The following is a 15,363-nucleotide window of genomic DNA, read 5'->3' as shown; positions in this document are numbered from 1 at the left end:
TAAGAACCGTGCGTGCGACTTTCACCGCACACGGCTCAAGCACAATAAAAATCCCTTATACAGGAACCGGTTTCACAACTTGCAACCCAAGGCTGTGCACTCGGGCATGACAGTTAGGGTGTAATAATACGCGATTGCCAAGGGCATCGGAACCTCCCGCCACACGGTACTCAATGTGGTGGTCGTGCCATCCGGTGTCCATATCCATCGCGTATCCACAGTGCGCACACAAGCCGCGTTGGTCGGCATACAGCCTCGCCCATTCCTTACGATAACTCATGCTTTTCAACATGCGTTCCTGCCGGAGGACTTCGCCATACGCTTCCCATTGCGGGTCGTAGGGGTGGTATTCCCCTTTGACCTTCTTGTGGCGCTCGATGGGCGTACCCGCGAGCGGGTACAACTCCATCACTCCTTTACCGCCATCCTGCATCACAACGTCCACAGCAAACACCCAATTTCGGTCGCCGACCGACCGCCAATACTTCCGGCGAATCCAATCGGCTTTCTTATTCGGGTGCCTGCGCTTGGCCCACCGCATCAGCCGCCAAAATAGCAATGACTCCATGCGCGAGAATGCCTGCTTGGCCACCACGGGACTGTGATATTGCGCCCAGCCCCGTAGCATCGGGTTCAGCAGTCGGATCAGATCCTCCTGCTTCACCATGAGGTGATCGCCAATCGTCTTCCTCAGCTTTTCATAGAACGTTTTCACGTTCTTCTTATTCGGCTTGATGAGCAGTTTTTCCTTGTATTTCCGGAAATTCCACCCAAGGAAGTCAAAGCCTTGATCGATGTGCACGATCCGCGTCTTGTCCGCGGACAGTCGCAATCCCCGCTGTGCGAGGAAAGCTTCTATCCATGGCCGGATTTCTGCTTCCAGCAGCTCTTGTGAAGCGCCGGTCACAACGAAATCGTCCGCGTAACGTACGACACCGACTTTCAGCTTCGAGACTTTCGACATCCCGAACCGTGTACCGAGATGCGTGGTCAGTTCTGTCTCTAATCCGTTCAGCGTCCAGTTGGCCAATGCAGGGCTGATGATGCCACCCTGCGGCGTTCCCGCCGTGGTTGCCAACAACTGCGCCCGGTCAACCACCCCGGATTTCAACCATTTCCTGAGGATCGTCTTGTCCATGCGGACGTTGTCGATCAGCCAGTCATGATTGATGTTGTCGAAGAAGCCCTCGATATCCGCGTCCAATACCCATTGTGCCGAGACCTTCCGGCACGTCTGGAGAAAGATTTGAGACATCGCGTCGGCCGTCGAGCGGTTTTTCCGGAACCCGTACGAGTTCGGATCGCTCACCGATTCCAACACCGGATCAAGCGCCAGCAGATACAGCGCCTGCATGGCTCTATCACGCATGGTCGGGATGCCCAGAGGGCGTTCCTTTCCATTCGGCTTCGGAATGTAGACCCTCCGTAGTGGCAGGGGTCGATACCGGCGCTTCGTCAACTGCGCAATTGCCGCAAACTTCTGCGACGGCGTTTCCCATAACTGCCGGTCCACGCCTGCGGTACGTTTGCCTTGGTTTTCAGTCACTCGTCGTGCTGCCAGCGCCTTCGCGCTAAACGAGCGGGTCAGCCACCGTTGCAGGGATTTCACCCTGCGCCAGTCACCTTCCTGTGTCGCCTTCGTTAAACGGATCTGCATGACTCTCACGTTCCTTTGAACGCGCCGCCAGTCTATGGCGGCCCATTCGTCGGGAGCGTGTGAGGACGCAGAATCGATCGTATTACTTTCGATTACTCGCATTGCTGTACCTCGTCGTGAAATACCCGTCGAGGACGCAACTTCCCCCCGAAGCAACTGTCTTGAAAGTCAAGTGTGACGAAATTCTGGATCCCATGCTTTCCCGGATTTGACTATTGCATTCAGAATCGTCAGCAGCTTGCGCATACAGGCGACCAGAGCGACTTTTTTGGGTTCCCCAGCACTAACCAAATGCTCATAGAACGCCTTGATGGCCGGGTTGTGGCGCGCGGCGGTCAAGGTCGCCATGTACAACACCTGTCGTACGCTGGCGCGGCCACCGAAGATCGTACGCCGTCCACGCATGATGCCGGAGTCCCGGTTGAGCGGTGCCACGCCGATGAGCGAACTGATCTCTCGGCGGGACAGTTTGCCCAACTCGGGGACTTCGGCAATCAGGGTCGAAGCCGTTGTCTTGCCCACGCCCTTGACGCTACTGAGCAAGACCGACAGATCAGGAAACTTCAATTCAATCCACTGGGCCATGTCGTCGTCAATACGCGTCAGCTCTTTTTCCAATGCCTTGATGATCGTATTCAGACTCTTCTTCGTATGCGGATGCGACTGCGCCAGGCGATTGCGTTCAGTACCGAGCATGACAATGAGTTGGCGGCGGCGTGTCACCAGTGCTGCGAGCCGCTGCTGCTCGGCAGTGGGAAGCGGCTTGATAAATTTGTCTCTGTCCGGATGGCGTTGCAGTACTTCAGCCATTTGAGCAAGGATGCGCGCATCGATGCTATCGGTCTTGGCCAACTGCCCCATCGCTCGGGCGAAGTCCCGCGCTTGCCGCGGATTGATGACCGCCACGGCATAGCCCATCGACTGCAACGCGCAGGCCAGGGCCGCTTCAAAGCCGCCAGTCGCTTCCATGACAATCAGGGCGACTTGGCGGGTACTCAGCTGCGTCAACAGCGCATCGAAACCGCTCTGATCATTACTCAGGTTCAGCGTAGACGTCTCCGGGCCAAGCGCCACTTCGATGGAATTCTTGGCCACGTCGATGCCGATGGCGATCGGGGTGGAGGTCGATTTCGGCAGGCTCATCATTGCCCCTCCTTGTACATGCGAACTGAATTCAAACAACTGTACGGGCTTCCAACAAGCGGCTCGGCTCATGCGCCATCTGCTTCGGGGCGGGCTTGCAAACCCAAGGGGCTGACAGGCTGCATGAGCGTTGCCAAAAAACAATCCAACACCAGGCCGTGGAGCTTGTGGCTCATGCGCTACGCGCACCGGCCACAAGCTCCACGGCCTTCCATCATTATGGAAAAGGACCCTTAAAAACCAAGATACAAGGGGGCTGCATGAAGAGAGACGGAGAAATCAGATTGTTGTTGGAAGAACGACGTAAGGGAGCAAGCCAGAAGCTGGCGGCGGCGCGTGCCGGAATGAGCGAGCGTACCGCCCGCAAGTACGAGCAGGCCGGGACATTGCCGAGCCAGATGAAGAAGCCGCGCGTGCACCGGACCTGCGCCAATCCATTTGACGCCGCTTGGCCCTGGGTGGAAGCGCAATTGCAGCGCGATCCGGCACTGCAAACCAAGACCCTGTTTGTCTTGCTTTGCCAGGCTTATCCGGGGCGCTATCAGGAGAGCCAGCTACGCACGCTGCAGCGCCATGTGCAGGCATGGCGGGTGCGACATGGGCCGGAACAGGAGATCATGTTCCAGCAGGAGCATGTACCGGGCAGGATGGCGCAGTCCGATTTCACCGTGATGAACTCGCTTGCAGTAACCATTGCCGGCGTCGCGTTTCCGCACCTGGTGTATCACCTGGTGCTGACCTACTCGAATATCGAGGCGATCCGCATCTGTTTCTCCGAGAGCTTTGAAGCACTGGCCGAAGGACTGGAGGCGTGCCTATGGCAAATCGGCGGCGCACCGCAGTGGCACCGGACCGACAGTCTCTCGGCCGCGGTGCGCGACCTGGACCGGGAAGGCATGCACGAGTTCACGCAGAATTACCGTGCGTTGCTGGCCCACTATGGCATGCAGCCTTCCGCCAATACCGCCGGCTGCGCCAATCAGAACGGCGATGTGGAGCAGTCGCACTTCCGCTTCAAGACGGCGGTCGATCAGGCGCTACGTGTACGGGGCAGCCGCGATTTCGGTGACCGTGCCGCCTACGAACGGTTTCTCGCCGATCTGGTCCGCAGCCGGAATCTGACGCGCAGCCAACGGTTTGAGACTGAGCGTGCGGCACTGCGTCCGTTGCCTGCAGCGCCGCTGGACTTCACCAGGGAACTCATGGTGCGGGTGTCGCGCTTTAGCCTGATTCGGGTGCTCAACAACCATTATTCCGTGCCGTCCCGCTTGATTGGTGCACGCGTCAAGGTGCGAGTGCGTTCGGAAGCACTGGAACTGCATTATGGTTCGGCACATGTCCTGACTTTGCCGAGGCTGTCAGGCCGCAACCAGCGCCACATCGACTACCGCCACCTGATCTGGTCCCTGGTGCGCAAGCCCGGTGCTTTTGCCAGCTATTGCTATCGTGAAGAGCTGTTTCCCACGACGGCATTCCGCCGTGCCCATGACGCTCTGCTGGAAGGCAAATCTGCGCGCGCCGACAAGGAATATCTACGCCTGTTGCATCTGGCTGCCAGCACTTCCGAAACCGAAGTCGAACTGGCCATCGGTCTGTTGCTTGACCAAGAGAGACTGCCAACGTTTGACGCCGTTCGGGAACTGGTCGGGCAAGTCAAACCTGACGCGACACCGTCGATGGCAAGGCATATATTGATCTGGCCAGTTACGACAAGCTGATTCCGTCGAGGAGCCATCATGCTTAGCCCGCGTGAGGAATTGTTGACGCTGTTGCGTACGCTGAACCTGTCGGCTATGGGTGAAGCAGTGGAAACGACGGCATTGCGCGCGGCCAAGGAAGGACTGACGCATGAAGCCTTCCTGCTGGAGCTGGCGCGCATCGAGCAGGCAGCCAAGGCTGGGCGACGCATTGAGCGATTGCGCAAGCAATCCGAATTATTGCCGGGGAAGACGTTTCGCAGCCTGGACCTGAACCGCTTCGATCCTGCCACACGGATGCATATGGAGCGGCTGCAAGGCGGCACCTTCCTCAAAGACGCCATCAATGTCGTTGCCATTGGCCGCCCAGGCGCTGGCAAGAGCCATTTCGCCTGTGCCTTGGGACATGCACTGGTCGAACTCGGCTGCCCGGTGCTGTTCTCGCAGACCGCGGCACTGGTTCAGCGCCTTCTGGCTGCCAAGCGTGACCTGCGCCCGCCGCAGGAATTGGCCCAACTGGATCGGTTCGAATGCCTCATTCTTGATGACATCGGCTACGTGCAGCACGACCGGGATGAAATGGAAGTGCTGTTCACGCTGCTGGCAGAGCGCTATGAGCGAAAAAGTGTGGTGATTACGACCAATCTCGTGTTCTCGGAATGGGATCGCATCTTCAAGGACCCGATGACCACCATGGCCGCGATTGATCGCGTCGTTCACCACAGCGTCGTGCTCGACCTCATGGGCGTCGAGAGCTATCGTGCCAAGGTTGCGGCCACAAAGAAATCAGGTATCGCCAAGTCGGCGGCGCCTGCATAAGGGTGGCAATTTTAATTGTCGTTAACCGGCAAATCTAATTGACGTCAGACAGACAGCGGATGAGGGCGATCACCTGATATTTAGCTGATGCGGAAAACGCATTTCGAAACGTGTCACACCGTTTTCGCACCGTACTCCTATCGTACCGCTATGTAGTTTGACGATGGACTTAACGATTGCCAGCCCCAGTCCGACTCCATCTGCGGATCCTTGCCGCGATGCGTCGGCTCGGTAGAAACGCTCAAACAACCGGGGAATATGTTCGTTCGCAATCGGTTCCCCGTTATTTTCGATACCAACCAGCAGTGCTCCATCGTCCGGATCCGATTCGAGCACTACGCGAACCCAACCCGACGCCGGTGTATGGCGAATCGCATTCGATAACAGGTTACTGAGCGCCCGCTGCAATAGCGACTTGTCGCCTGTTATGCAACCACGTCCCTCCAGGCGAAGGTCGATATTTTTTCCCTCGGCCACCGCTTCGAAGTACGAAAACAATTTGTTCGCCTCCTGCACAAAATCGACCGTTTCCTTGAACGGAGCAACCAGGCCATGATCGGCCTTTGCCAGAAACAGCATGTCGGCGATCATGCGTGAAAGACGAGCGAATTCCTCTGTATTCGAATAGAGGGTTTCCCTGTATTCTTCCGCGGTGCGCGACTTGGATAATATGACTTGGGTTTGCATCAGCAAATTGCTGACCGGCGTACGCAGTTCGTGCGCAAGGTCCGAGGAGAAATCTGAAAGCCGCTGAAATGCTTCTTCGAGCCTGTCGAGCATCGTGTTTAGTGTCAGGACCAGCTCCCCCAGCTCAGCGGGAACCGCTTCCACTGGTAGCCGATAGTCGAGCCGATTAGCGGTGATCGCCGACGCCCCTTGTTTGATTGCCTGCAAAGGTGCCAATCCTCGGCGCACAGCCATCCGTCCAAGAAATCCGCTCAGAATCGCGGCGAGGACAACAATGAACCACAGTGTCCCTTGAAAGTTCGCGAGGAAATTCCGGTGATGCGACACATCCATCGCCACCCAGACGGTTGCGGGCGGTGCACCGTTCAAGCCTAATGGTGCTTTCGCGGAAATTACGCGAAATGGCGTGCCGTCACGGCTAGTCCACGAGATAGTGCGCCCTTCCGAACTCTTTACTGGCGGTTCAAGCAGCGTTTGTGGAAACGGGCGCTCTCGGCTGGCGAAGAGAGTCTTTCCATCCGGTCCGAGAATGAGCAGCGCCAAGCTATGATGGCCGACCATGGAAGCATCGAATTGGCGCGGAAGAGCTGCCAGTTCTTCAGGTGTTCGTGCGTTTGCAAGCGCGTGCTGTGCGAGTTCCAGCTTCCCGGATAGAACATCGACGTCGAGCGCTTCAAAATGATGCTCGACCAAATTGCTGATCAATAAACCCAGTCCCAGTAGTAGTGCCGCTGACGCGTGCGCAAACAGAAATGTCAAGCGGGACGCAAGCGACCAACGTTTCATTGGGCCTCGTCGCTGGCATCGAGCATATATCCCATTCCGCGCACAGTATGGATTAGCTTGAGGTCAAAGCTGTCGTCAACCTTGGCGCGCAAGCGGCGTACAGCCACTTCGATCACGTTCGTGTCGCTGTCGAAATTCATGTCCCATACTTGCGAAGCGATCAGCGAACGGGGCAGCACTTCTCCCTGTCGCCGCAACAGCAGTTCCAGCAAAGCGAATTCCTTGGCGGTCAAATCTATGCGCGTTCCGGCGCGCGTGACGCGGCGGCGCATTAGGTCCAGCTCGAGATCCGCCGCAGCCAATAACTCGGACGGCCTACTTTGGGTGCCGCGGCGCAGAAGCGTGCGTACCCGCGCCAGCAGCTCCGAAAAGGCAAACGGCTTGACGAGATAATCGTCGGCGCCCAATTCCAGTCCCTTGACGCGGTCGTCCACATGATCGCGGGCTGTTAGAAACAGCACTGGCATGCCCTTGCCCGCTTTACGAAGCGCCGTCAAGATCTGCCACCCATCCAAGCCAGGCAGCATCACGTCTAGAATCGCCAAGTCATATTCTGCAGTCAAACCCTGATGCACGCCGTCGATACCGTCGCGGGCGAGGTCGACCACGAATCCGGCCTCGACCAGTCCCTGCTTCAGGTAGTCCCCCATCTTGTGTTCGTCTTCCACCACAAGGATTTTCATTGCATCGCTCCTCGCCTTAGTACCCACCCCGCATTATGCAGGAGCTGACCGGCAAGGAAGGTTAAATGACGGAAATGTAATTCATGCGTCATCTCTCGTTCACCGTCGTATTACCTTCCTTTAAAGCAACATCAATCGCACCATCGCACAGCAATGTGCACCGCGCTTCATGTATGCTGCCCCTCATGACAGCGGCAGATTGGGCTTTGTTCGAATCCCGGCGGTGAGCCATCTGAGTTGCACAACTGTTGACACTCCATTCCGCTAGTTATGTAAGGCTGACAAAATTGTAATCTCGCGGTTATTCAAAGGAAAGCCCTCGAAGCCTATACTAAATGGGTTCAATGGGTTTGTGAACGTTGGCTAGTGTCTACGCCCATTTTGCTAAGGAAATTGCCATGCAACGAAAAACTTCGCTTTCATTAGTTGGGCTTGTCCTTGCTACGGCATTCTTGCTCAATGCCTGTGCCACATCAGATGCACCAGCCGTCACACAAACCGACGCCAGCAGGACAGCTGGGCAGTCCAAGAAAACTCTGAAGCCACACTCCCATCTGGAAGAAAAACTCGGCCAGATGCCTAAATCTGAGGTGACGAAGCAGGACGAAACGACAACCAATAAGCCCAACCCAGCCACGGACAAGAGCAAGCATTTTCATCCTCGCGATGGAAAGTAAGGATGAAAACGATGGGTGTGCAACCCTGTAAATTTCATTGCGTTAACCAGCCTTGTGCCGAACGACACTGCTCTTTCGTCCACGGCAGAGTGTGTGTTTTGGCTCTGTTGACTAGGTAATCACATGGCTGTCGACAAGATACCTTCTAGCTTGTCTGCCGCCTCCAGTCACTCCGGGCATTCTGCCGGATCGACCAATCGTTCACCTGAGGCCGCAAGCTTTCAAGCCGCGATACAAGCGGCGCAGTCGCAACGTCGTCTGCCGTTAACGCCACCGAGCGAAGCGACTCAGGCAGGGATCGGCGCGGCGACATATCCAGCCGCCAATGGAGTGACCGTTTCGTCACATATCCCATTAGGTGGCCAAGGCCGCGTACACAATATTCAGGAGCAAGCTTTGAATTTGCATGCCTACCGGCTGCAACTGATTGCCTCGAATATTGCCAATGCCGATACGCCTAATTACAAAGCGATCGACTTTGATTTCCGTGAGGCGCTGCGTAATGCAGTTAGTTCCAATCCACAACAGCATTCCGAGCGAGTATTCGGTCCTGGCTCTGTGTCATTGAAATACTATGTGCCACAAGAAGGTAGCGTCGACGGTAATACCGTTGAACTGGACGTCGAGCGTGCCAAATTTGCGGAAAGTGCACTGAGGTACGAATTCAGCCTGAATCGTGTTAGTGGGCACTATAAAATGATAATGGAATTGTTGACCAATTTGAAGGATTAAAGTGGAATGACCACCAAAAGGACTGTTGGACTAAACCGCTGCGCGGTGGCAAGAAGCGCGACCCGATGCATGCGGTGCTAAAGCGTCTCCTACGCTGAACGAGGGAATGTTCCCGGTTCAGTCAAGAAGACTCTCATGAGCCCACTACGCAAGCAGATGCAAGCCGACATGGCGGTACGCGGACTGGCAGTGCGGACGCAGAAGGCCTACATCGACGCCGTGGCGGCCATTGCTCCGCCCATTGAGCATGCGCTATGGCAGAACCGTTCAGCGCAGATCGGCTTACCGCGGTTCCTTCAATGTACCGCGCAGCCATAGACGTTGCCATGGCTGTCATAGTGGCTCATGGTGCCATCTGTGGTGTCGAGCACGATGTACGAACCATCTTTCAACTCGATCTTCTTCGGGAATTGCACATCGTTGTCGTTAGCGAAACCGACCAGCGGCACGGTCAAGGCCACTGCTGCGCATATGTTGCGTATTTTCATTTATACAGTTTACCTTTCAATAACAAGCGTCATGATATCGAAAAGGGGAAAACGGCCCCTCGTAAAGGGGCCGTAATAGAGATATTTCCCAGAAGGACGTGCAACTTAATTACGATGGTCAACGTGCAGGATCGATTCCAAGCGTGCAACTTCATCACCGATCATGATGATTTTCTGACCGTCCTTGGTTTCCATCACATGGCCCTGTTTCATACGAACGGCCTTACCATACTTGTTTTCCATTCCCATTTTACCGTCCTTGAAAAGATAGACGGTTGAACCATCCTTGAGTTCGATCGCTTTTTCGACCTTTGTCATATCGACCGCAAATGCGGACATAGCGATCATGGCGCTCGTAGCGGCAATCAAAAGTTTTTTCATCATGATTAGCTCCTGTCTGTTGAACAACGTTGTACCCAAGCACATAGTAGGTTTCCAAGGCTGTCAGTAACTTGACATTCGGATGACATTTTTGTAATCGTTGTGCAAGCTTCAGTGCCGCAGAACGTTCTTTCATATTATTTCCAGAACAATGGAAAGGCTTTAACGACGTCACCATAGTCTGCACAGCAAGAAATTCGGGGCATTTATGTCTGCACTAGAACGCTAAAGCATTTTCCTAACTAGAAGGCATCTTGTTTATACGGAGAACATATTTGATCGGCGTTGCGTAATCGTGTCATCGAGGCAATAGCCTCAAATTTTACTGTGCGTGTATATCGCGCAAGAGCCATATCGGTATTCATGATGTGATACCGGATCCACTTTTGGACGAACTCAGACAGCTCGTCATATGAACCTTGGTTCCCTTCCGCAAATCGACGAAGAAGATTGCGCACCCGCAGCATTAGCAAGCCATGTTCGAATTGATGTGCATCTCGCTCCGGAAAATTAATTGAGTGCATGAAGGCTTCTTCTCGACTGAAATGACCATGGATGTACTCGACGAGTTCAGCCAGAATTGCAATAAGAATATGATTTTCGTCGCTCTGGAGCTTCGCGGCATGAAGACGGTGGGCGATGTCGAAAATGTTGCGATGGTCTGCATCGATAAACTCGTTACCGCACGACATTGCGTCGGTCCATGAGTAATGTTGCATTTGTTCACCCTCTGTGCTGGTTCTTCAATGCGCGCTCGTATCCAAGCCCTTAATGTCCTTAAATCTCGAGTTAGGTCAATTCGCCGAACGCGTTCATGTTTTCAACTGCAAAACAAAAAAGGCCAACCGTACCCCGGTGGCCTTACTTATATCTTCTTTGGGGTCGTTGCCCTAAAGAAGAATTGTCAGTCGCAATCACCCCGCGACTACATCACGGTCAGTTGCGATGATCCGAATGCAGGATGTCTTCCAGGCGCATGACTTCATTGCCGACCATGATAATCCTCTGTCCGTCTTTGGTTTCCATCACTTCGCCTGGCTTCATGCTGACGGTTTTTCCAAACTTGTTTTCCATTCCCATCTTGCCATCTTTAAGAATGTACACTGTTGATCCGTCCTTGAGTTCGATGGATTTTTGCACTTGTGAGCGATCGAATGCAGATGCTGACAAAGCGATCAAGGCACCGGCTGCGACAACCAACATTTTTTTGAACATGATGAAATCCCCCTAGTTAATTAAGATGTGATGCTTGATCATGATAGGGAGACAAAGCTGTCAAGAAAATGACAATTTGCTGACATCTTCGTCATTGTTTTGGCAGATTCGCATGTCATGCATAAGACTTCCTGAAGACCCGCCCATATTTTTCTGTCGCAAACGGGAAGAGCAACTGGGAATTTGCCCTACGACGTGAAATATTCAGCAGCATCTGAACCTGAAGAATATTGATACGTCCGTCGCGTCTGACACACTGCCACCTTTGAGCTTGGTTGCATCGTCATGCGTGCCCAAAATCTAAGGGAACAGCATTCGGAATGTTGTCAAGCCTGCAGCGCTATCCACCTCGACCTGCCCTCCATGCAAGGTCATGATCGACCGCACAATGGATAATCCCAAGCCGGTTGAAGATGCGGAGTCGCTACGCGATTGATCGGCACGATAGAAGCGGTCGAATAATCGAGGGAGATGTGCCGGATCGATGGGCGCCCCACGGTTCGATACACTGACCGCCATCCATTGGCCTGCTTTCTGCGACATCAGCCTCACCTCAGAGCCGGCGGCCGCGTGCCGAATCGCATTGGCAACCAAGTTATTCACGGCACGCCGAAACAAGGCCGCGTCTGCATTAATGGTGCCGCTTGCGTGCACCGTCAGCAAGACATCCGCCTCGTCCGCGATGCCTTCGAAATAGTCGGCAATGCGTAGCAATTCCGTGCTGACATCGACAACTTGCCGGTTGAGCGCGACATGCGCGTGATCGGCTCGCGCAAGGAAGAGCATGCCCTCGATCATGCGTGCGAGACGCTCATATTCCTCGACATTAGATGCAAGCAAAGCCTGATAGGCTTCCCCGGAGCGGGGCTGCACAAGAGCCACCTGGGTCTGCACCATCAAGTTATTAATCGGCGTACGCAGATCATGCGCCAGGTCAGCGGAAAACTGCGACAAACGCTGAAAGCTGTCGTAGAGTCGATCGAGCATCGCGTTGAACGCATCGACAAAGGTCTGCAATTCCAGCGGTGCCGTCGCCGCGTTCAACCGCGTATCCAGGCGTTGCGCAGTGATTGAACGGGCCTGGCTCGCCAGACGCAGGATCGGCAGCAGGCCGTTGCGCACCAGCAGGAAACCGAGAGTCCCGGCCAGCACGGCGCCGGTCACCACGCCGGCCAGCACGCTGCGCTGATAGGTGGTCAGCAATGCCGTTCTGGTCGCGGTCGATCGTGCGATGACAATCTGTACCTGGTGAGGCGTTCCACCTACCACGCCCCACGCCGCAACAACGCGGGCGGGAATTCCGGATGGCGGCAGCCAGGTACGTACAGCCGAGTGATCGGGAGACCGCCCCGCTGCCGCCAACGGCAACACTGGTAGCATCGGCAGTTGATCCATGCCGGCGCCGCTCTGCATTAGAACCGCGCCGTCGGCGGACTTTAACACGAGGATCATGCCGCCATGACTCGCCGCCGCATCGACGAAGCGATGTGGGTCGATGCGAATCGATGCGACCGACGGCGTTTCCTCCAGCAGATGACGGATGTACCCGATTTTCTCGAGCAATTCGGCCTCTTCCCTGACTGCCAGCTGCGTCGCCAGCGACTGGTACAAGTATGTTCCGACGGCAGCGAATGTCAGCATCGCCACAACGGCGAACATCAGGCCCAGGCGCGCAGTGAGCGAAGCAGGTTGCCGCTGCATCAGCCGCGCTCCTCCATCACGTAGCCCATGCCGCGCAAGGTATGAATGAGCTTCCTGGGATAGGGATCATCGATCTTCGTGCGCAATCGGCGTATGGCGACGTCGACGACATTGGTATCGCTGTCAAAATTCATGTCCCATACCTGGGAAGCGATCAGGGAACGCGACAACACTTCGCCCTTGCGCTGCGCCAGCAAGTGCAGCAGGGCAAACTCCTTGGCCGTCAGGTTAATCCGGTCTCCCGCTCTCGTGACACGCCGTTTGATTGCGTCAATCTCCAGGTCTGCTATGGTGATGCGTTCGGACACGCGCAACGGCCCGCGCCGCAACAAAGTGCGGATACGCACGACCAGCTCGGCGAACGCAAACGGCTTGACCAGATAGTCATCTGCGCCGAGCTCCAGCCCCTTGATGCGATCGGCCAGTTCATCACGGGCAGTCAGAAACAGCACGGGAATCTCCTGCGTTTTTCGCAATTCCTGTACGACTTGCCAACCGTCCATGCCAGGCAACATTACATCCAGCACGATCAGGTCGAATGCTTCGCTCTGCGCCAGATGCAGGCCGTCCGGCCCGCTCCGTGCCCAATGGACGATGAATCCCGATTCGACAAGACCTTTGCGCAGGTATTCACCAGCCTTCGGCTCGTCCTCGACTACCAATATACGCATAACGTAGTGTGCCCCCATTTGCTTGTCGCACGAGATTGTCTCCGAAATCGGCCAACGTCGAGATTACAAAACCGTAATCTTGCCGTCAGCTTCCGGTCCAATTCCATCACGTATACTTCGCTCAAGAAAAATGGCGGGTTGTATTCATTGATCGAGAAAAGCAACATTGCCGAAGAGCTTCACGGACATATGCCGGTATCGCGCACACCCCCTTATTTAACTAAAGCACCCTTCTCCGTTGGGTCCGGCCGGTGTGTCATCTCGAACTCGAGCTTATCCAAGATCGAGACGCGTTCCGAATTCTTGATTCAGCGAGATCTGTAAATAGGAAAAGTCCCATGAAATTATTTTTCCCGTTAGCCGCGATCATTCTCTCACTGTCTTCCGCCGCCTTCGCCCATGGCGACGACGAGACGCATGCGCAGACCAGCTACGATCCGGCCAACGTCGAACAGAAAGAATTTGGCATGGCCGGGGATTCGATGAAAGTCACCCGCACCATCAAGATGGACATGAACGACCGGATGCGATTTTCACCGGCGTCGATTACAGTCAAGCAGGGCGAGACGATCAGATTCGTCATCACCAACAGTGGCAAGCTGATGCACGAAATGGTGCTTGGCACGATGCAGAGCTTGCAGGATCATGCCGACATGATGAGGAAATTTCCGCGCATGGAGCATGAAGAACCTCATATGACGCATGTTGCGCCGGGCAAAACGGAAGAACTCGTCTGGACGTTCAACAAGCCAGGCAATTTCAATTACGCCTGCCTGATTGCCGGCCATTTCGAAGCTGGCATGAAGGGCGGCGTGAGAGTCGTCAGCAGGGACTGACATGGGTATACCATCGTATAGCATCATCAGGAGGTACGGCATGAAGCATCGGATCGCCTTGCATGCGGTTGCCGCCGGTCTGCTCGTCTTACCGTTTCTCGCAACGGCCGCGGCGCCGGCGCTCGAGGTGTACAAGAGCGCATTGTGCGGCTGTTGCACCGAATGGGTCAAGCATTTGGAAGCCAACGGCTTCGAGGTTAAGGCGCACAACGTTGCCAATCCATCCGATTACCGGGAAAAATTCGGCGTGCCACAAGCCTTGGGTTCCTGTCATACGGCGCTGGTACAAGGTTATGCCATCGAGGGCCATGTTCCCGCCAGCGACATCAAGCGCCTGCTGGCAGAGCGCCCCAAGGCGAAAGGATTGGCAGTACCCTCCATGCCCATGGGGTCGCCCGGCATGGAAGGACATCGCAGCGCCCCGTATGACGTCCTGCTGGTCGAGACAGGCGGGAACTACTCCACTTACCACCATTACGATGGCAACTAAACGAAAGGAAGACACCATGAATCGGCTCTCTCAGTTTGTCCTCGCCGCGGTCGCACTCGCATCTGTGTCGATCGCCTTTGCTGACGACGGGCACCATGGCCACGGCTCAATGTCTGCTCCGGCGGCAAAGGCCACGCCAGCCATGATCGATGGCGAAGTCAAGAAAGTCGATAAGGAGGCAGGCAAGATCACCATCAAGCACGGCCCCATCGAAGAACGCGGCATGCCGGGCATGACAATGGTATTCCGAGTAAAGGACCCGGCGATGTTCGACCAGGTCAAGGCCGGTGACAAGGTCAGGTTCAAGGCCGACACCGTCAACGGTGCGATGACGCTAACAACGCTTGAGTCGACGCACTAAGAGATGCAATAAGCTAAGTCTTGCGTGCATGAATGCTCGCAAGACTTCACAAACGACCTCAGTGATGAAGGATAGGAATTCGTCGTTCCCAATCTTTCCGTGTTGCCGTGGGGTATATAACAACACGATCACAATTAACGTGACGTAGTGCTCACAGTTGGAGATTGGTTTGTTGCATTAAATTTAACAAACGTACGGCTAAAATGAGTAGAAAACGGCGTTTAGTTGCAACAAAACACTAAAAATAGCTCATACGTTGAACAGAAGAATCAGTACGAACGGTAGTACGAAGCATTAACTTACATTTTTCACTATGCCGCGGCGCTTAAGTCTTCTCGG

18 protein-coding genes are annotated in these 15,363 nt (G+C 55.0%); 8 read left to right on the top strand and 10 right to left on the bottom strand.

Annotated features, from left to right (window positions below):
• Positions 1–55: 55 nt before the first annotated feature.
• On the bottom strand, positions 56–1,759 hold the full coding sequence (gene ltrA, locus ACYVIA_RS12235; protein WP_460841142.1) for a group II intron reverse transcriptase/maturase: 1,704 nt from the start codon (positions 1,757–1,759) through the stop codon (positions 56–58).
• Positions 1,760–1,825: 66 nt separating this feature from the next.
• Entirely contained in the window at positions 1,826–2,800 is a 975-nt protein-coding gene (locus ACYVIA_RS12230; protein ID WP_460841558.1) for an IS110 family RNA-guided transposase, read from the bottom strand.
• Between the two features lie 260 nt (positions 2,801–3,060).
• Here ACYVIA_RS12230 and istA point away from each other — a divergent pair, with 260 nt between their 5' ends.
• The gene (gene istA / locus ACYVIA_RS12225; protein WP_460841140.1) at positions 3,061–4,518 is read left to right on the top strand and encodes an IS21 family transposase; all 1,458 of its coding nucleotides are present in this window, start codon (positions 3,061–3,063) and stop codon (positions 4,516–4,518) included.
• Positions 4,519–4,536: 18 nt separating this feature from the next.
• Positions 4,537–5,316 carry an IS21-like element helper ATPase IstB gene (istB, locus tag ACYVIA_RS12220; RefSeq protein WP_460841138.1) on the top strand — a complete coding sequence of 260 codons (780 nt, stop codon included), beginning with the start codon at positions 4,537–4,539 and terminating at the stop codon, positions 5,314–5,316.
• Positions 5,317–5,385: 69 nt separating this feature from the next.
• On the opposite strand, the gene ACYVIA_RS12215 is transcribed toward istB, so the two are convergent.
• Together ACYVIA_RS12215 and ACYVIA_RS12210 are read right to left on the bottom strand one after the other, a co-directional pair.
• Positions 5,386–6,789 carry a heavy metal sensor histidine kinase gene (locus ACYVIA_RS12215; RefSeq protein ID WP_460841136.1) on the bottom strand — a complete coding sequence of 468 codons (1,404 nt, stop codon included), beginning with the start codon at positions 6,787–6,789 and terminating at the stop codon, positions 5,386–5,388.
• Positions 6,786–7,472: a heavy metal response regulator transcription factor gene (locus tag ACYVIA_RS12210; protein ID WP_460841135.1), complete on the bottom strand. Its 687-nt coding sequence runs from the start codon at positions 7,470–7,472 to the stop codon at positions 6,786–6,788. The genes ACYVIA_RS12215 and ACYVIA_RS12210 overlap by 4 nt, the downstream gene beginning before the upstream one ends.
• A gap of 398 nt (positions 7,473–7,870) precedes the next feature.
• On the opposite strand from ACYVIA_RS12210, the gene ACYVIA_RS12205 reads away from it, so the two are divergent.
• From ACYVIA_RS12205 to ACYVIA_RS12195, 3 genes are all read left to right on the top strand, one after another.
• On the top strand, positions 7,871–8,149 hold the full coding sequence (locus ACYVIA_RS12205) for a hypothetical protein (protein ID WP_460841132.1): 279 nt from the start codon (positions 7,871–7,873) through the stop codon (positions 8,147–8,149).
• Between the two features lie 123 nt (positions 8,150–8,272).
• Positions 8,273–8,881: a flagellar basal body rod protein FlgB gene (flgB, locus tag ACYVIA_RS12200; protein WP_460841129.1), complete on the top strand. Its 609-nt coding sequence runs from the start codon at positions 8,273–8,275 to the stop codon at positions 8,879–8,881.
• 135 nt (positions 8,882–9,016) lie between these two features.
• Complete coding sequence (locus ACYVIA_RS12195; RefSeq protein ID WP_460841127.1) at positions 9,017–9,199, top strand: hypothetical protein; 183 nt, start codon at positions 9,017–9,019, stop codon at positions 9,197–9,199.
• On the opposite strand, the gene ACYVIA_RS12190 is transcribed toward ACYVIA_RS12195, so the two are convergent.
• The 6 genes from ACYVIA_RS12190 to ACYVIA_RS12165 all read right to left on the bottom strand — a co-directional run bounded on the left by ACYVIA_RS12190 (position 9,178) and on the right by ACYVIA_RS12165 (position 13,337).
• Positions 9,178–9,369, bottom strand: coding sequence for a hypothetical protein (locus ACYVIA_RS12190; RefSeq protein WP_460841124.1), 192 nt, complete (start codon positions 9,367–9,369; stop codon positions 9,178–9,180). The genes ACYVIA_RS12195 and ACYVIA_RS12190 overlap by 22 nt on opposite strands.
• Positions 9,370–9,474: 105 nt before the next feature.
• Positions 9,475–9,753, bottom strand: a complete 279-nt coding sequence (gene copK, locus ACYVIA_RS12185) for a periplasmic Cu(I)/Cu(II)-binding protein CopK (RefSeq protein ID WP_460841122.1) — start codon at positions 9,751–9,753, stop codon at positions 9,475–9,477.
• 239 nt (positions 9,754–9,992) lie between these two features.
• The gene (locus ACYVIA_RS12180) at positions 9,993–10,469 is read right to left on the bottom strand and encodes a bacteriohemerythrin (protein ID WP_460841120.1); all 477 of its coding nucleotides are present in this window, start codon (positions 10,467–10,469) and stop codon (positions 9,993–9,995) included.
• A 217-nt stretch (positions 10,470–10,686) separates the two neighbouring features.
• Complete coding sequence (copK, locus tag ACYVIA_RS12175; protein ID WP_460841118.1) at positions 10,687–10,965, bottom strand: periplasmic Cu(I)/Cu(II)-binding protein CopK; 279 nt, start codon at positions 10,963–10,965, stop codon at positions 10,687–10,689.
• Between the two features lie 300 nt (positions 10,966–11,265).
• Positions 11,266–12,666 (bottom strand): heavy metal sensor histidine kinase, encoded by a 1,401-nt coding sequence (locus tag ACYVIA_RS12170; RefSeq protein WP_460841116.1) that lies wholly within the window; start codon positions 12,664–12,666, stop codon positions 11,266–11,268.
• Positions 12,666–13,337, bottom strand: coding sequence for a heavy metal response regulator transcription factor (locus tag ACYVIA_RS12165; protein WP_460841114.1), 672 nt, complete (start codon positions 13,335–13,337; stop codon positions 12,666–12,668). The genes ACYVIA_RS12170 and ACYVIA_RS12165 overlap by 1 nt, the downstream gene beginning before the upstream one ends.
• 338 nt (positions 13,338–13,675) lie before the next feature.
• On the opposite strand from ACYVIA_RS12165, the gene ACYVIA_RS12160 reads away from it, so the two are divergent.
• From ACYVIA_RS12160 to ACYVIA_RS12150, 3 genes are read left to right on the top strand one after another with little or no spacing between them, the layout of a single operon-like run.
• Positions 13,676–14,173, top strand: coding sequence for a cupredoxin domain-containing protein (locus ACYVIA_RS12160; RefSeq protein ID WP_460841112.1), 498 nt, complete (start codon positions 13,676–13,678; stop codon positions 14,171–14,173).
• Positions 14,174–14,213: 40 nt separating this feature from the next.
• Entirely contained in the window at positions 14,214–14,663 is a 450-nt protein-coding gene (locus ACYVIA_RS12155; RefSeq protein WP_460841110.1) for a DUF411 domain-containing protein, read from the top strand.
• A 16-nt stretch (positions 14,664–14,679) separates the two neighbouring features.
• Positions 14,680–15,024 (top strand): copper-binding protein, encoded by a 345-nt coding sequence (locus ACYVIA_RS12150; RefSeq protein WP_460841109.1) that lies wholly within the window; start codon positions 14,680–14,682, stop codon positions 15,022–15,024.
• Positions 15,025–15,363: the final 339 nt, after the last annotated feature.

The sequence above is a fragment of the Noviherbaspirillum agri genome (assembly GCF_054780595.1).
The sequence above is the reverse complement of the archived record's forward strand: the minus strand, read 5'-3'. Positions and strand labels throughout refer to the sequence as shown.